Here is a 16568-nt window from a genome sequence, read left to right as displayed (position 1 = left end):
TCATGAGCGCATTGCCACAACCGGTCTCTCATCCGAATCAACGAGCGGCGCGAATCGAAAACGACCAGCACGCGCTCGACGTTGCGCGCTCGCTCGCACCCGTGTTCGCGCAAGGTGCGTCGCAGCGCGATCGCGAACGCCGCCTGCCGTTCGACGAAATCGACGCGTATTCCGCGAGCGGGCTGTGGGGCATCGCGGTGCCGCGCCAATTTGGCGGCGCGCAGGTCTCGTTCGCGACGTTGGCCGAAGTGACCGCGATCATCTCCGCGGCCGATCCCGCATTGGGGCAGATTCCGCAGAACCACTTCTTCATGCTCGACGTGCTGCGCGTGAACGGCACGCACGAACAGCAGGCGTTCTACTTCGAACGAGCATTAGCCGGCGACCGCTTTGGCAACGCGCTGTCTGAGCGCGGCACGAAAACCGTGCGTGACTATCGCACGACGCTCACGCCGGACGGCTCCGGTTTCCGGCTGAACGGGACGAAGTTCTATTCGACCGGTGCACTGTTCGCGCAATGGATTCCGGTGGTCGCGAAAGCGGCCGACGACACGCTGTACGTCGCATTCACGCCGGCCGATGCACCGGGGTTATCGGTTGTCGACGACTGGTCGGGTTTCGGTCAGCGTACGACCGGCAGCGGCACGACGACGCTCGACAACGTGTACGTCGAGGCGTCGGCCGTGGTGCCGTATAGCGCGGCGTTCGATGCACGTCCGACGACGGTCGGCCCACTCGGCCAACTGATTCACGCAGCCGTCGATCTCGGCATCGCACGCGCGGCGTTCGCGGATGCGCGCAGTTTCGTGCGCGAGCGCTCGCGGCCGTGGATCGACAGCGGTGTCGAACGTGCAGGCGACGACCCGTTGACACTCGAACTGTTCGGCAAGCTCGCGCTGCAACTGCAAGCAGCCGATGCGCTCGTCGAGCGCGCGGGCCGCAGCGTCGATGCCGCCGCCGCGCATTCCGACGAGCAGACGGTGGCAGCCGCGTCGATCGCGGTCGCGCAGGCGCGTGCGGCAACGACCGAAATAGCATTGCAGGCGTCGACTCGTTTGCTCGAACTCGCGGGCACGCAGGCGACGCTCGCCGAACACAATCTCGATCGCCACTGGCGTAACGCGCGCACGCATACGCTGCACGATCCGGTGCGCTGGAAGTACATCGCGATCGGCAACTACTATCTGAACGACACGCTGCCGCCGCGTCACGGTGCGTTGTGATGCAGTCTAAAACGCGGCCAGGATTTCAACAATGACCCGACAGATCCGCCTCAACGCGTTCGACATGAACTGCGTGGGCCATCAATCGCCCGGCTTGTGGGCGCATCCACGCGACACGTCGTGGCGCTACAAACATCTCGACTACTGGACGAGCCTCGCGAAGCTGCTCGAACGCGGCAAGTTCGATGGTCTGTTTATCGCGGACGTGCTGGGCATCTACGACGTGTTCCAGGGCAGCGGCGACGCGGCAATCCGCCAGGCCGCACAGGTGCCCGTCAACGATCCGGTCCTGCTCGTCTCCGCGATGGCGAACGTGACCGAGCATCTCGGCTTCGGCGTGACGTGCTCGCTGTCGTACGAGCATCCGTACCCATTCGCTCGTCGCATGTCGACACTCGATCATCTGACCGGCGGACGTGTGGGCTGGAACATCGTCACGTCGTATCTCGACAGCGCCGCGCGCAACATCGGTTTGCCGAGCCAGGCGAATCACGACGAACGCTATGCGCTTGCCGACGAATACCTCGACGTCTGCTACAAGCTGTGGGAGTCGTCGTGGGAAGACGATGCGGTGGTGCGCGATGTCGAGCGTCGCGTGTTTACCGAGCCGTCGAAGGTGCATCCAATCGATCACCACGGCACGTACTTCGACGTGCCGGGCATCCACCTGTGCGAGCCGTCGCCGCAGCGTACGCCGGTGCTGTATCAGGCGGGCGCGTCGAAACGCGGCAAGGACTTCGCCGCGCAGCACGCGGAATGCATCTTCATCGCGGCACCGTCGCGCACGATCCTGAAGAATTTCGTCGCCGATATTCGCGCGCGCGTGAAGTCGTTCGGCCGTGATCCGCACGACGTGTTGATCTTCAACCTGCATACGGTGATTACCGGCAAGACGTCGGCAGACGCGCACGCGAAACACGCGGACTATCGCCGCTATGCGAGCGACGAGGGCGCGCTTGCGCTGATGTCCGGCTGGACCGGCATCGATCTGTCGAAGTACGCGCTCGATGAGCCGTTGCGGCATATCGAAAGCAATGCAGTGCAGTCCGCGGTCGAGGCGCTGTCGAGCGCTGATCCGACGCGCGTATGGACTGTGCGCGAGATCGCGAAGTGGGGTGGCATTGGCGGGTTGGGGCCGTTGTCGGTTGGCGATCCGCAGGAAATCGCGGACGAATTGCAGTCGTGGGTGGACGAGACGGACGTCGACGGTTTCAACCTTGCGTATGCGCTGACGCACGAGACCTTCAGCGATTTCGTCGACCTCGTGGTGCCGGAGTTGCAGCGACGCGGCGTGTACAAGACCGATTACGCGCCCGGCACGTTGCGCGAGAAATTGCATGGCGGCGGCGCGCGACTCGCCGAACCGCATCCGGGCGCGCGCTATCGCGCGGCGCATACCGCTGCAACCGCGCAGACGGTGCACGAATAGTTCTTCTCGCGCTTTAACCCATCAATAAAGGACCATCATCGATGAGACCGCTCGTTCGTGTCGCGCGCCGCGTGCGCGCATTGCAACGCATCGCCATACTGGCTGCGCTCGCACTCACCGCATTCGGCCAGGCCACCCACGCGGCATCGCTAAAAGGCGCACCTGCCCCCTTCGACAAAGGCGGCGTGAAGATCGCGCTGGTGAACTACCTGTCGACCGGCGACTTCTTCCAGGCCTACGAGGCCGGGGCGCAGAAGCAGGCGAAAGCGCTCGGCATCGATCTGCGCATCTACGAAGGCCGTCAGGATGCGGCCGAACAGCGCGAACAGATCCAGCAGGCGATCAGCCTCGGCGTGTCGGCGATCATCGTCAATCACGGCTTGCCTGAGTCGCTGAGGGACGTCGTGCAGCGGGCGCTGGACAAGGGCATCAAGGTCGTCGCGTTCGATGTCGATCTGAACAACCCGAAGGTGCCGCAGATCGAGCAGAGTGACCGCGATCTCGCGACGCTGCTGCTCGATCGAGCAGTGAAGGACAACGGCGATGCGTTCGCGGCGGGCTACGTGTACGTGGCCGGCTTCGCGCCGCTCGATCGACGCGATGCGGTGTGGCGCAGCTTCAAGGACGCACATCCGAAGGTGCAGGAAAAGGCGCGCTGGGGCACCGTCGACAACCCGATCGCGCAATCGGTCGCGAATCAGGCAGCGGCTGCGTATCGCGCGCATCCGGACATTCGCGTCGTGTTCGCGCCTTATGACGAGTTTGCTCGCGGCGCGAAGCTGGCCGCCGACGAAGCGAAACTGTCGTCGAAGATCCGCATCTACAGTGCCGACATTTCGACCGCCGATATCGAAGCGATCCGCGCGCCGGACAGTGCGTGGGTTGCGACGGCGGCAACCAACCCGGCGGTGGTCGGCGCGGTGTCGGTGCGCGCGGCCGCGCTGCTGGTCGCAGGGCAGAACCCAGGTAGCCGGATCGCCGTGAAGCCCGCACTGATCACGCATGACGATCTCGTGAAAAACGACATCCACACCGTCGCCGAACTCGGCGCAAAGTTTCCGGCGTTCCGCGACAGTGACGCCGCGAAGGCGTCGTGGATTCCTGTCGGCGATTGAACGGTCGGGCCTGGCCGCCCACCCGAGCCCAACGCCCGGTAGCCCACCCGAAATCCGCGAAATTCGCCAGCTTTTCAAAATAGTGTTGTCCGAAACCGACGCATCCGGACAGATTCGTCGCGCATAAAACGTCATGAATACGTTTTCACAAGAATGAAACTGACGGTGCCTAACGTGTGAGGTGCCGCACTTTCACGGGCCTTCGATGGCTTCGCGTCTCGGGGATGAAAGTCGATTTTTCTGTTCGTGGACGGGCGGCCTGTGCGCTGAAAGATTTGGTATGCGAAATATTTCTCAGGTAATTTTCTGGACCGCCGCCTTCGAGGAGGCGGCCGGATAACTTTCGCCATCCCGGACCGTTCGGCCTTCTCGCATGATTAACGAGGCTCGACCCTCACCTATAAAACCGAAAGAAGAACCCAGATGAAAATGCAAAAGACCACGGTTGCCCTCCTTGTGATGGGCGCCTTTGCAGGTGTTGCACACGCTCAAAGCAGCGTGACGCTGTACGGCATTGCCGACGGCGGTATTCTGTTCAACAACAACATCAAGGGCAGCAAGCTGTATGGCTTCTCCAGCGCCACGTCGTCGCGCTTCGGCCTGACGGGTGCAGAAGACCTCGGCGGCGGTCTGAAGGCCATCTTCACGTTGGAAAACGGCTACACGCTCGGCACCGGCGGTTTGAGCCAGGGCGGCCTGCTGTTCGGCCGTAAGGCGTTCGTCGGCCTGAAGAGCGATACGTGGGGCACGGTGACGTTGGGCCGCCAGTACTCGGCCAGCAACGACGCGACGGCCACGTTCGCATCGGGCGCCGACTGGGCCGCGTCGGGTCTCGGCTACGGCACGCGCGCGGGCGACGTCGATAACGTCGATACGTCGAACCGCGTGCAGAACGCGATCAAGTACACGAGCCCGAACTTCCGCGGTCTGCAGGTCGGCGTGCTGTACAGCCTCGGCGGTCAGGCGGGTCACTTCTCGCAGAACGAAGTGCTCGACACGGGCGTGTCGTACGCGAACGGCCCGATCAAGCTCGGCGCGAGCTACATGTTCACGAAGAACCCGTACTACGCGACGTTCGGCAACCAGGGCAACTCGGCGTCGCCGTCGTCGTCGGCGACCGGCGCGAACAACAACATGCCGAGCCGCATTTACGGTGGCTACGCATCGGCGGGTTCGCAGCAGATCATCACGGCCGGCGGTTCGTACGTGGTCGGACCGGCAACGATCGCGTTGCTGTACTCGAACACGCAGTTCCAGAACCTCGGTTCGGTGAACGCGGTGGGCAGCTTCGGCACGAAGTACAACGGCGGCACGGCAACGTTCAATTCGGGCGAACTGAACGTCAAGTACGCGGTGACGCCGGCACTGACGGTCGCTGGCGCATACATCTACACGCACAACGGCGGCGCGGATAACGCGGGCAGCGCGAAGTACAACCAGTTCAACCTGGGCGCAATCTACTCGCTGTCGAAGCGCACGTCGTTCTACGCGATCGGTTTCTTCGAAACCGCATCGGGTGTCGATTCGACGGGCAACAAGGCCGTCGCCGATTTCAGCGGGTCGTCGTTCTCGTCGAACAACCACCAGCTGGCCGCGATCGTCGGCATGACGCACAAGTTCTGATCTGGCTTTAGCAGTGGCGCGCTCCGGTCGCGGTGGCCGGAGCGTGTTTGATGATGTTCAAGGGTGATTGGGCCTTCCCTGCGCAACGGCTTTGCGCGTGGGGGAGGCTGCTTTTTGTGGTGATGTGTGATTGGTGGAGGCTTACTGATGGCTCATAGCCATTTAGGCACATCGGCCCGCGTATAGCTGCGCAGCTTGTCGATCACTGCATGCGTGTCCGTGTCGACGGATATCGAATGTCGATGCGCCGGCGGCAGAAATCTTGTGTCGACCATGTGGTCGATAAACTGCAGAAACGTCGTGAAAAAGCCGGCGGAATTCAACAGGCCGACGGGCTTGTCGATCTCCAGAAGCTGGTTCATCGTCCACACTTCCATCAGCTCCTCGATCGTTCCGATTCCTCCGGGCAGCGCGATGAACGCGTCGGCCAGTTCGATCATCCGTTCCTTGCGACGGCGTAGCGTCGGTACGATTTCGTGTCTGGTCAAACCCGGATGCGAGTGTCCGCGCCGATGCAGGCCTTCGGTAATCACGCCATGCACGTCTCCGCCAGCCGTTAAGGCAGCGTCGGCGACGACGCCCATCAAGCCTTTCGTCGTTCCACCGTAGACGACGGTAATGCCGGCTTCCGCCAGCGTCGTCCCGAGTGTTTGCGCGCCATCGGCAAACGCGTTAGACGCACCATGGTTCGATCCGCAAAAGACCGCAACGGAATTGATTGAACGTATCGTCATATCGGACCGTGCTCCTCAAGATCAGGATGAAAGATCGCTGACCGGCAACGCGAACGAGGAGAAGTGCACCTGCAGCGATTTCTCGGTTGCCGCATGCGCCGAGGCGATCGCATCAGGTCCGGCGCCTGTCCCTTCGATCGAAAAGAACCTGAGATCATGCAGGCCGATCGTTCCGAGAATGAGCTTTAGATACGGTGTCAGAAAATCGGGTTGACGCGCGTGCTCGCCCGAGAATTTCCCGCCCGACGCCACCGCGACGAACACGGGGCGATCCCGCAGCGTGCCGATTTTTCCATCCCTGGTTATGTTGAACGTTCGACGTGCCCGAATGACATGATCGATCCATGCTTTTAGAGCAGACGGGACACTCAGATTGTGCATCGGTGTTCCGATCACGACGACATCCGAATTCTCCAGCTCCTGGATCAGCACTTCGGAAGTCACGATGGAACCCTGTGGTGCCACGTCCGCCGTAGCCGAATGCTGCGCGAGCGCGTAATTTCCATCGATGTGCGACAGGGCACCGCCACCCAGCACGCGATCGATGACGGTCGCTGTTGGCGCCTTTGTCTTTAGAAGCGCGACGATCTTTTGCGAGAGCCTGTAGCTTTCGGCCTCTTCCCCGCGAGGGCTGCAGCTGATGTGCAGAATTTTCATTGTCGCCAGACTCCGGATGTTTGCGGTTGTCGCTGCTTCAGTTCGCCGGGCAATACAGCACGACTGCGTTGAAGTGCGAGAGAGGGATTCATTCTACGAACCCTATGGCCTAGCCATAAGATCCATGGATTGAAATTCAAACTGATCCATAATCTCTCGTGACGACATACGGTATTCAACGAGTCCGCATACATGACGAAGCCAGGCCCCCTCTCATCGCCACTGGATCCCGCAGCGGCCGCACCGTTTTACCGGCAGATCTACGACCGGCTGCGCACCGCCATTGCCGGCGGCGTGCTGAAACCGGGCGACCGTATTCCATCTGCACGTGGGCTGGCGAACGAACTGGGTCTCGCAAGAGGCACGGTCGAGGCCGCATATTCGCTGCTAACGGCCGAGGGATACATCGAGGCACGCGGCCAGGCCGGAACCGTCGTGACACCGGGCCTCAAGCCGCGAGCACCGGTTGCAATCGAGAAGCCCGCGCCGAATAACAACATTGCCGAGCCGAGTTTTCGGCCTGATTCGATTCTGCCGTTCCAGATGGGTTTGCCTGCACTGGACGCGTTCCCGCGAAAAATCTGGGCACGCCTCGGCGCACGATGCGTACGCGCAATGCAGCCCGCCGACATGGTTCACCCTCCGGTATATGGCTCGCCGGCGCTTCGTACCGAAATCGCGGCCTATCTGCAGGTGTCGAGAGGAATCAACTGCGTCCCTTCGCAGATATTCATTACGTCGGGGTATCGGAACACGATCGAGTTGATCGCGCATGCGTTGTTCAAGGCGGGCGATCGGGTCTGGGTCGAGAACCCCGGCTATCCGCCGACGCGGGAGATATTCGCGAACATGAACATCGGGGCTGTGCCGGTGTCCGTCGATGGCGACGGAGTGATCGTTTCGGAAGGCATCAGGCTTGCGTCGACGGCGCGCGCGGCGGTGGTCACGCCTGCGCATCAGAGTCCGCTGTGTGTGTCGCTGTCGCTGGCACGACGCCACGCGTTGCTGGACTGGGCCGCGCGCAACAAGGCATGGGTGATCGAGGACGACTACGACGGCGAGTACCGGTATGTCAGCCGGCCGCTGCCTGCGCTAAAGAGTCTGGATCGCGATGGCCGTGTGCTCTATGCGGGCACGTTTAGCAAGGTGCTGCTACCGAGTCTCCGGCTCGCTTACGTCGTGGTGCCGGAAGCGCTCGTCGAAAGATTCGAGCAGATCGTTCAGATTTTCGCCGGTGGCAGCCCCGAGCTGACGCAGGCTATCGTTACCGCGTTCATCGCGGAAGGGCATTTCGCGCGGCATATACAGCGGATGCGCAAACTCTACGCGGAGCGGCGCGAAGCGACGATTGCCGGCCTCGGGAACGTGCTCGGACACCACGTGCATATCGACATACCGCCAGGCGGAATGCACGTGATCCTGCGCCTCAAGGGACGCCGGTCGGATCGTCGACTCGTATCGCGGATGCGGGAAGAGGGCCTGTACGGAGAAGCATTGACGGACTGGACGGTGGACGGCGATGGACCTTCTGCCGTTCTCGTCAGCTTTACGAACGTCGCCTCGCAGCGGGCTGCGGAGAACCTCGGACGCCGGATCCTGAAGTCGATGTCATAGCGATCATGGCCTGGTACCGAAGGCACATCATGGATCTTCAATACCAGGCCATGATCCAGCACGATGGAGTCTCTCAACCAGGCACATCTAGAGGGACTGTCATGAGCAACCGCATCGACTACACCAAGGCATCGCCGGACGGCTATAAGGCCTTTGGCGCCGTATACGTCACGCTGCAAAAATCCGGACTTCCGAAAGAACTGATCGACCTCGTCTATCTGCGTGTGTCGCAGATCAACGGCTGCGCCTTTTGCATCGACATGCATACCCGCGATCTGCGCAAGTCCGGCGTCACCGTGGAAAAGCTCACGTTGTTACCCGTGTGGCGCGATTCAGGCGAGGTATTCAGCGTTCGCGAACGCGTTGCGCTGGCATGGGCGGAAGCGGTCACGCGCATCGCTGACACGCACGCTCCGGATGCCGACTACGAAGCCGCCGCAGTCGAATTCAGCGCAAAGGAACTCGCCGACCTGACTTACGCGATCGGCTTGATGAATGCGTTCAACCGCTTCGGCATCGCATTCCGCACGCCCCCGAAAGGCTGATTCGCATTTTTCTAATCCAGTCTCGCCGGCCATCGTGCCCGGCGAGTCAACGAATGGATCTGTCATCGATGTCATGGGCACTACTTTGCGTTGCGGGAATTCTTGAGATCGCATTCGCGTTCGCGATGAAATCATCCGAAGGGTTCACGCGATTGACGCCCGCGCTGTTCACGGTCGGCACGGGTTTGTCGAGTGTCTTTCTTCTTTCGCTGTCGCTGCGGACGCTGCCGGTGGGGACGGGCTACGCAGTCTGGACCGGCATCGGCGCGGCAGGCACGGCGATTCTCGGCATCGCGATGCTGGGCGATTCCGCTGCGCCGATGCGGATTCTTTGCATCGTGCTCATTCTGGCCGGCGTGATCGGCCTCAAACTGGTATCGGGATCGTGAGCGACGCAGGCCGATGCATTAGTCGCCGCTGCTCGCCACCTCCGCGCCTTTGATCCCATGCCGTTCCAGCGACGCAGCGACGAAGCCCGACGTCTTCATCTCCTCGACGAATTTCGACAGATACGCCGCCGCTTCTTCGCCCTTTGCCTTCGGCACGCCCATCGCCTGACGGATCACCATGAAGCGCTGATTCAGTATCCGCAATCCACCGGCTTTAGCGGCATCTTCTTCGAGCTGTTGCTTGACGCCGGCGGCGACGTCGAGGTGCTGATCCAGAAAGCCCTGCACAACAGCAGGCGAAGTCGGAATCCTCACAAGCGTTGCATGATGCAGTTCTCGCGTCAGAAACAGATCGTAAGCGCTGCCCGCACCGACCGCGACCGTCACGCCAGGTTGATCGACCTGTTCGTTGGTCGTGACCGGTGAAGCGTTCCGCACGAGGTAGAAGCCTTCGATCAGCACGTACGGCTGCGTGAACGCGATTTCCTGTCCACGTTTCGGATCGATTGCGAAGAAGCCGATGTCCGCCTTGTCCTGATTCACGTTCTCGACCGACAGCCCCGCCGACTTGACCGCGACCAGTTGCAGCGGCACGCCGAGCCGCTTCGCGAATTCGGTGGCGAGATCGACGGACACGCCGACCGGTTTGCCCGTCGCCGGGTCGAGACTGGCGAGAACCGGGTTGCCGAGATTGATCGATGCGCGCAACGTGCCGCCTGGTGCGAACACCGCAGCCATCGATGCATCCGCGTTCTTCGTTTGCGCGAGTGCAGATGTCGAAACGGACACGGATAAGACCGCACCCGTTGCCAATGAAGCGGCCAGCGTTCTGAACATGCCGCGACGGCGTTTCACTTTCGAAAGCTTCGTCATGCTCGATTGACTCCGTGGAATGCGTGAATGTTGATTGCGTTAGCGCGACGCTACCGGATCGATTTCGGCCGCAGTGAATCCATAGCGTCCCATCCGCTCGCGATGATCCGCCGAACCCAGATAGATCCGCAATTGCCGGTCGAACGCTTCAAGCAACGCGCGATTGCGCTTCGAAAACGAGAACGCGCCGCGTGGTACCGAATGGCCTGCTTCATGTGCGACCGCGCTCACGACGTCCGTACCGACCCGCTCCGCGACGATGCGATTGCCGAGCGCGGTGCTCGCGTACGCATCGATTGCGCCGCTGCGCAGTGCATCGATCGCGTCGGACTGTTCATCGAAGAGTGTGATTTGCGCTGCAGATACGCCGGCGCGTGTCGCCGCGAGATGCTGCACCTGCCCGGTGATGATGCCAAGCCGTGCGTCGGCGCGATGCGCCAGCGAAACGTAATCGGTCAACTGTTTGGGATTGCCTGTGCGCACCAGAAACCCATCGCCGATTGCCCATACGGGTACGCTGAAATTCACGCGCGTCGCACGCTCGGCGGTGACGAACAGCGGGACGTTGATGTCCCATCGTTCGTTCTCCACACCGGGCAGCAGTTCGGCGAACGTCGTCGCGTGATGGACGATTGTCTCGACGCCGATCGCGCGCAGTATCGTGTCCGCGAGTTCGACGTCGGCGCCCGTCGCTATGCCATCCGCTTGCGTCCAGCCGAACGGTGGTTCGTCGATGTACGCGAGCGTGACCGTGTCGCGCCGGTCGCTATGGGTCATGACGCTGCGAGCCTCGCCGATAGCAACGCCTTCACGTCGGCCCATTCCGAATCGATGATGCTGAAGCGCACCGAATTGCGCTTGCGCCCGTCCGGCATGATGCGTTCGTGTCGCACGATGCCTTCCTGCTTTGCTCCGATGCGCAGAATCGCCGCACGCGATTTCTCGTTGAGTTCGTCGGTCGTGAACTGCACGCGCACGCATTCCATTGTCTCAAACGCGTAACTGAGCAACAGGTACTTGCATTCGGTATTGACGCTGGAGCGTTGCACCGATGCGCTCAGCCACGTATGACCGATTTCCAGCTTGCGGTTCTTGCGATCGATTTTCCAGAACCGCGTGCTGCCGACGATCCGTCCGCTATCGCGATCGACAATTGCGAAGGGCATCACCGTGCCGGCGCGTTGTCCTTCGAGTGCGGTCGCGATGTACGCATCGATGGTGTCGGAACCGGGCACGACCGTTACCGTCAGGTTCCATAGTTCGCCGTCGGCGGCTGCATCGACAAGGCCGGATGCGTGTTTCTGCTCCAGCGGGTGGAGTTCGACGCGCTGACCGGTCAGGACAGGTTGGGTGGATTCCAGGAGGGCGTTGCTCATCGTTTGCCGGGTGCGGGTACGGTCGGTCCGTGATGTTGCGAATATCGACAACATCATGCCATAGGGGCGGTGGCATCCGCGCTCATTCGATCCCATATCCGCCCGACAGAATTCCATAGCAGCAAAACTTCGTTGGCTCCGCTGCTGCCGCTCCCTACACTGGGCACCATCTTGTCATAACAAGTCATGCGCACTGTGCCGAACCCTACCGGAAACCTGATCCCCCTGTCGCCGCAGCCGCTCTACGAGCAGATCAAGGCTGCTCTGCGCGCGCACATTCTCGACGGCACCTACGCGCCTCACGCCCGCATGCCATCCGAAAGCGGACTGTGCGCGAGCTTCGGCGTGAGCCGCATCACCGTGCGCCAGGCGCTCGGCGATCTGGAGAAGGAAGGGCTGCTGTTCCGCGTGCACGGCAAGGGCACGTTCGTGTCGAAGCCGAAGGCATTTCAGAACGTCACTGCGCTGCAGGGTTTTGCGGAGGCGATGTCGTCGATGGGCCATGAGATCGTCAACCAGCTACGCACGCTGCGTTTCGTGCAGGCTGACCCTCACATCGCAGAACGACTTGCGTTGCCCGAAGGAGCGCGCGTCGCGGAGATTCATCGCGTGCGGTTGCTCAATCGCGAGCCGGTGTCGCTCGAAGTTACGTGGGTGCCCGAAGCGCTCGGCAAGCGTCTCGCGAACGCAGACCTCGTCACGCGCGACATCTTCCTGATTCTCGAGAACGACTGCGGGCTGGCACTCGGCCACGCGGACGTATCGATCGATGCAGTGCTCGCCGACGACGAACTCGCCGACGCGCTGCATCTCGACGAGGGCGGTCCGGTGCTGCGCATCGAACGGCTTACGCATACGGCCGACGGTACGCCGGTCGATTACGAGTACCTGTATTTTCGCGGCGACGCATTCCAGTACCGCTTGCGCGTCGACCGTCAGAAAGCGGATCGGAACACGAGGGCAGCATGATGAACACGCAGGTGAGCGAATACGACGTCGTGGTGGTGGGCGGCGGCACGGCGGGACCGATGGCGGCCGTGAAGGCGAAAGAGGCGGACCCAACGCTAAAAGTGCTATTGCTGGAGAAGGCGCACGTCAAGCGCAGCGGCGCGATCTCGATGGGGATGGACGGTCTCAATAACGCGATCATTCCAGGCCACGCGACGCCCGAGCAATACACGAAAGAAATCACGATCGCGAACGACGGCATCGTCGATCAATCCGCCGTCTATGCGTATGCGCGGCACAGCTTCGCGACGATCGAAGAACTCGACCGCTGGGGCGTGAAGTTCGAAAAGGACGGCACCGGCGATTACGCGGTGAAGAAAGTGCATCACATGGGCTCGTACGTGCTGCCGATGCCGGAGGGGCACGACATCAAGAAGGTGTTGTACCGGCAGCTTAAGCGTGCACGTATCGCGATCACCAATCGAATCGTCGTGACGCGGGTGCTGCTGGACGCAAACGGGCACGCGTGCGGCGTGCTGGGTTTCGACTGCCGTACTGCGGAGTTTCACGTGATTCGCGCGAAAGCGGTGATCCTGTGCTGCGGCGCGGCCGGTCGGCTGGGTCTGCCGGCATCGGGCTATCTGATGGGCACGTACGAAAACCCGACCAACGCAGGCGACGGCTACGCAATGGCCTATCACGCGGGTGCCGCGCTCGCGAATCTGGAGTGCTTCCAGATCAACCCGCTGATCAAGGACTACAACGGTCCCGCCTGCGCGTACGTGACGGGGCCGCTCGGTGGGTTTACCGCGAACGGTAAGGGCGAGCGCTTTATCGAATGCGACTACTGGAGCGGGCAGATGATGTGGGAGTTCTATCAGGAACTGGAGAGCGGCAACGGTCCTGTGTTCCTGAAGCTCGATCACCTCGCCGAAGAAACCATCCAGACCATCGAACAGATTCTGCACACCAACGAACGACCGAGTCGCGGACGCTTCCACGCAGGACGCGGCACCGACTATCGGCAGCAGATGGTCGAGATGCACATTTCGGAAATCGGTTTCTGCAGCGGACACAGTGCATCGGGCGTGTACGTGAACGAGCGCGCCGAGACGACGGTGCCCGGCCTCTACTCGGCCGGCGATATGGCCGCGGTGCCGCACAACTACATGCTCGGTGCGTTCACGTATGGCTGGTTCGCGGGCACGAACGCGGCACGTTACGTCGCGGGCCGCGAACATGCGCCGCTCGACGATGCGCAGATTGCCGCCGAACGCACACGCATCTACGCACCGCTCGAACGCGAGACGGGTCTGGCGCCCGCGCAGGTCGAATACAAGCTGCGCCGGATGGTGAACGACTACCTGCAACCGCCGAAGGTCACGCGCAAGATGGAGATCGGCCTGCAGCGTTTCGCGGCAATCGCGGAGGACATCGATGCGATCAAGGCCGACAACCCGCACGAACTGATGCGTGCAGCCGAAGTGCGCGCGATCCGCGATTGCGCGGAAATGGCTGCACATGCATCGCTGTTTCGCACGGAGAGTCGGTGGGGGCTTTACCACCATCGCGTCGATTATCCGCAGCGCGACGACGCGAACTGGTTCTGCCATACGCATCTGTCGAAGGATGCATCGGGCCGGATGACGAGCGCGAAGCGCGCGGTCGAACCATACGTCGTGCCGCTCGATGCACACGATAGCGACGCGTACAACAAGCTGCGCATCGGCGAGCCGGCGCTGGCCGACGCGTAATCAAAGAACACGAGGAACCCGCGATGTCCACCACCCCGCACGACATTTTTCAGCGCAGCGCCGCACCCGTGACGATCTATGAAGATCTCTGCATCGCCGACAAAGGCTGCACCGTATGCGTCGATGTGTGCCCGCTCGATCTGCTCGCAATCGACGTATCGAAGGGCAAGGCTTATATGAAGTTCGACGAATGCTGGTACTGCATGCCGTGCGAGAAGGATTGCCCGACGGGCGCGGTGAAGGTCGACATTCCCTATCTGCTGCGCTGACCGACATGAGCGATCTTATCCATAGTCCTGCGCTGCCGCTGCTGTTCGATCCGGCGACGCTCGATCCCGAGGCGGCCGCGTTGTTGCCGCGCCTTGCATCGCAGGATGCGGCCGTGCGCCGCATTGCACTGCTTGCGCTTGCGGATCTCGAAGATGAAACCGCGCTCGCACCGATCGTCGCGTTGCTGCGCACAGATGCAGCCACCGACGTTCGCGCGGAGGCCGCGCGTGTGCTTGGCGCATGGGAGCGCGACGATGTCGTCGAGGCGTTGTGTGCGGCGCTGGTCGATCCTGCTGAAGACGTCCGCGATGCTGCTGCGCTGAGTCTGTCGCAACTGAAGGACGTACGCTATGCGCCGATCGTCGCGCGCTGGAGCACGCACGACGAACCGTTCGTGCGCGCGGCTGCGTTGCGCGCATTGCGCGAGCTGCGTTATGAAGGCGCGCTCGAGCCCGCGCTCGCCGCATTGCGTGCGCCCGAAGCGGCAGTGCGGCTTGAAGCCGTGAGCGTGCTGGGTTGGCTCAAGAATGCGCAAGCCCTCGGTCCGTTGACCACGCTCGCCTCCAACGATACCGACGCAGACGTGCGGCGCTCGGCCACCAGTGCGCTCGGTCTCGCCGACGCAGCGGATGCGCAGGCAATCGACGCGCTGCTGCGCGCATTGCGCGACGACGCATGGCAGGTACGCGAAGCGGCTGCGACGACGCTAGGTAAACTGCGGCCGCTACATGCATGTGACGCGTTGCTCGCCGCGCTCGACGATGAATACTGGCAGGTACGTCTGCAGACAGCACGTGCGCTCGGCAAGCTGCGCGATGGACGCGCAGTCGCACCGGTCGCGGCGCTTCTCACGCATACGATCAGCAATCTGCGCAAGGAGGCGGCGCTCGCACTAGGCGAACTCGGTGACGCGACCGCACGGCCCGCGCTCGAAACTGCCGCTGCCGATACAGACCCCGAGGTGCGCAAGGCGGTACGCATCGCACTCGCGCAGATCGATGGAGCCGCGCGATGATCGCGCCTCAACGAGTCAATGTCGACGGACGCACACGCACGCTGACGCTCGAATGGGACGATACGCACGCGCAAACGTTAGCTCACGCGCTGCTGCGCGCAGAGTGTCCGTGCGCAGCGTGCCGGCGTGTGAAACTCGGTGGAAAGCAAAACGTGCATGTACCGCACGACGTCGCAGTCATCGACGTGCAGCCGATGGGCTACGGCGTGCAGATCGCGTTCAGCGACGGACACGCGCAGGGCATTTATCCGTGGGCGTTTCTGCGTACGCTCGATGCACACGAAGAAGCAGAAAAAAGGCCCGCGTAATAGCGGGCCGAACTGTTACCGGAGTTGCGAGTTCATCGCAGACCGCATCGTAAGCGGCTCATGTGAAAGCCTCGTGAAAAGTGCAGCGATCGCCGATCACGCGCTACAGATCAAAGAACACAGTTTCGCGCTCGCCCTGCATGTGAATGTCGAAGCGATACACTGCCGCGCCCGCACCGGGCTCGCGTCGCGCAATCAACGTCGCGCGCCGTTCCGCCGGGACGCTCGCCAACACCGGGTCGCGTTCGTTCGCAGCGGCTTCGTCGTCGAAATAGATCCGCGTGAACGTGTGCAGCAGCATGCCGCGCATCGTCACGATCACGTTGACGTGCGGCGCTTCGTCGGGTGACGCGCGGCCGGGCTTCACCGTCTCGACGATAAAGCGCCGCTGCGGGTCCGTGCCGGTGCCCACGCGTGCGAAGCCGCGAAAGCCGCTCGCGATGCATTCGTCGCGCGACGCCGGGTAGCGGCCATCGCTATCCACCTGCGACATCTCGAGCATCGCATCGAACACCACGTCGCCGTTGCCGTCGAACACCTGACCGACGATCGTCAGGTGTTCGCCCTTTGCTTCGCGATCGGCGAGCGTCGCGCTGAACAGGCTGCGAAACGCGAAATCGTATTGCTGCGGACAAAGGCCGTACGCGAAGTACGGGCCGACTGTCTGCGAGGGCGTCTGTTTCAGTGTCGTCATG

The 16568-nt window shown here is 62.2% G+C and carries 18 protein-coding genes; 12 read left to right on the top strand and 6 right to left on the bottom strand.

Annotation, left to right across the window (positions count from 1 at the left end):
* The first annotated feature begins 2 nt into the window (after positions 1 to 2).
* The 4 genes from E1748_RS05565 to E1748_RS05550 all read left to right on the top strand — a co-directional run bounded on the left by E1748_RS05565 (position 3) and on the right by E1748_RS05550 (position 5390).
* Positions 3 to 1223 (top strand): SfnB family sulfur acquisition oxidoreductase, encoded by a 1221-nt coding sequence (locus E1748_RS05565; protein WP_133646129.1) that lies wholly within the window; start codon positions 3 to 5, stop codon positions 1221 to 1223.
* Between the two features lie 31 nt (positions 1224 to 1254).
* Positions 1255 to 2652, top strand: a complete 1398-nt coding sequence (locus E1748_RS05560) for an LLM class flavin-dependent oxidoreductase (protein WP_133646128.1) — start codon at positions 1255 to 1257, stop codon at positions 2650 to 2652.
* Between the two features lie 41 nt (positions 2653 to 2693).
* Positions 2694 to 3767 (top strand): substrate-binding domain-containing protein, encoded by a 1074-nt coding sequence (locus E1748_RS05555; protein ID WP_133646127.1) that lies wholly within the window; start codon positions 2694 to 2696, stop codon positions 3765 to 3767.
* A gap of 429 nt (positions 3768 to 4196) precedes the next feature.
* Positions 4197 to 5390 (top strand): porin, encoded by a 1194-nt coding sequence (locus tag E1748_RS05550; protein WP_133647247.1) that lies wholly within the window; start codon positions 4197 to 4199, stop codon positions 5388 to 5390.
* A 152-nt stretch (positions 5391 to 5542) separates the two neighbouring features.
* Here the strand turns inward: E1748_RS05550 and E1748_RS05545 are convergent, their stop codons facing one another.
* Entirely contained in the window at positions 5543 to 6124 is a 582-nt protein-coding gene (locus E1748_RS05545; protein ID WP_133646126.1) for an LOG family protein, read from the bottom strand.
* A gap of 21 nt (positions 6125 to 6145) precedes the next feature.
* A complete protein-coding gene (locus tag E1748_RS05540) occupies positions 6146 to 6781 on the bottom strand; it encodes an FMN-dependent NADH-azoreductase (protein ID WP_133646125.1) in 636 nt (211 codons plus the stop codon).
* A gap of 192 nt (positions 6782 to 6973) precedes the next feature.
* On the opposite strand from E1748_RS05540, the gene pdxR reads away from it, so the two are divergent.
* From pdxR to E1748_RS05525, 3 genes are all read left to right on the top strand, one after another.
* Positions 6974 to 8395: a MocR-like pyridoxine biosynthesis transcription factor PdxR gene (pdxR, locus tag E1748_RS05535; protein WP_133646124.1), complete on the top strand. Its 1422-nt coding sequence runs from the start codon at positions 6974 to 6976 to the stop codon at positions 8393 to 8395.
* Positions 8396 to 8496: 101 nt separating this feature from the next.
* Positions 8497 to 8940, top strand: coding sequence for a carboxymuconolactone decarboxylase family protein (locus E1748_RS05530; protein WP_133646123.1), 444 nt, complete (start codon positions 8497 to 8499; stop codon positions 8938 to 8940).
* A 68-nt stretch (positions 8941 to 9008) separates the two neighbouring features.
* The gene (locus E1748_RS05525; RefSeq protein WP_133646122.1) at positions 9009 to 9329 is read left to right on the top strand and encodes a DMT family transporter; all 321 of its coding nucleotides are present in this window, start codon (positions 9009 to 9011) and stop codon (positions 9327 to 9329) included.
* Positions 9330 to 9347: 18 nt separating this feature from the next.
* Here the strand turns inward: E1748_RS05525 and E1748_RS05520 are convergent, their stop codons facing one another.
* The 3 genes from E1748_RS05520 to E1748_RS05510 form a co-directional block, all read right to left on the bottom strand.
* Positions 9348 to 10067 (bottom strand): ABC transporter substrate-binding protein, encoded by a 720-nt coding sequence (locus tag E1748_RS05520; RefSeq protein ID WP_240766503.1) that lies wholly within the window; start codon positions 10065 to 10067, stop codon positions 9348 to 9350.
* Positions 10068 to 10241: 174 nt separating this feature from the next.
* Positions 10242 to 10979 (bottom strand): transporter substrate-binding domain-containing protein, encoded by a 738-nt coding sequence (locus tag E1748_RS05515; RefSeq protein WP_133646121.1) that lies wholly within the window; start codon positions 10977 to 10979, stop codon positions 10242 to 10244.
* Complete coding sequence (locus tag E1748_RS05510) at positions 10976 to 11578, bottom strand: GNAT family N-acetyltransferase (RefSeq protein ID WP_133646120.1); 603 nt, start codon at positions 11576 to 11578, stop codon at positions 10976 to 10978. The genes E1748_RS05515 and E1748_RS05510 overlap by 4 nt, the downstream gene beginning before the upstream one ends.
* Positions 11579 to 11773: 195 nt before the next feature.
* On the opposite strand from E1748_RS05510, the gene E1748_RS05505 reads away from it, so the two are divergent.
* Genes E1748_RS05505 through E1748_RS05485 form a run of 5 tightly spaced genes read left to right on the top strand, consistent with a single transcriptional unit; the run spans position 11774 to position 15873 of the window.
* Positions 11774 to 12547 carry a GntR family transcriptional regulator gene (locus E1748_RS05505; protein WP_240766335.1) on the top strand — a complete coding sequence of 258 codons (774 nt, stop codon included), beginning with the start codon at positions 11774 to 11776 and terminating at the stop codon, positions 12545 to 12547.
* Complete coding sequence (locus E1748_RS05500; RefSeq protein WP_133647245.1) at positions 12547 to 14280, top strand: fumarate reductase/succinate dehydrogenase flavoprotein subunit; 1734 nt, start codon at positions 12547 to 12549, stop codon at positions 14278 to 14280. Before E1748_RS05505 ends, E1748_RS05500 begins: the two co-directional genes overlap by 1 nt.
* 23 nt (positions 14281 to 14303) lie before the next feature.
* Positions 14304 to 14549, top strand: coding sequence for a 4Fe-4S dicluster domain-containing protein (locus tag E1748_RS05495; protein ID WP_133646118.1), 246 nt, complete (start codon positions 14304 to 14306; stop codon positions 14547 to 14549).
* A gap of 5 nt (positions 14550 to 14554) precedes the next feature.
* Positions 14555 to 15565: a HEAT repeat domain-containing protein gene (locus tag E1748_RS05490; RefSeq protein WP_133646117.1), complete on the top strand. Its 1011-nt coding sequence runs from the start codon at positions 14555 to 14557 to the stop codon at positions 15563 to 15565.
* Positions 15562 to 15873 (top strand): gamma-butyrobetaine hydroxylase-like domain-containing protein, encoded by a 312-nt coding sequence (locus tag E1748_RS05485; protein WP_133646116.1) that lies wholly within the window; start codon positions 15562 to 15564, stop codon positions 15871 to 15873. The genes E1748_RS05490 and E1748_RS05485 overlap by 4 nt, the downstream gene beginning before the upstream one ends.
* Positions 15874 to 15976: 103 nt before the next feature.
* On the opposite strand, the gene pcaG is transcribed toward E1748_RS05485, so the two are convergent.
* Positions 15977 to 16567, bottom strand: a complete 591-nt coding sequence (gene pcaG / locus E1748_RS05480; protein WP_133646115.1) for a protocatechuate 3,4-dioxygenase subunit alpha — start codon at positions 16565 to 16567, stop codon at positions 15977 to 15979.
* Position 16568 lies beyond the last annotated feature (1 nt).

It is taken from the genome of Paraburkholderia flava (genome assembly GCF_004359985.1).
GTDB lineage: Bacteria > Pseudomonadota > Gammaproteobacteria > Burkholderiales > Burkholderiaceae > Paraburkholderia > Paraburkholderia flava.
Note: the sequence above shows the minus strand (reverse complement) of the source record. Positions and strands in the feature narration are given on the sequence as shown.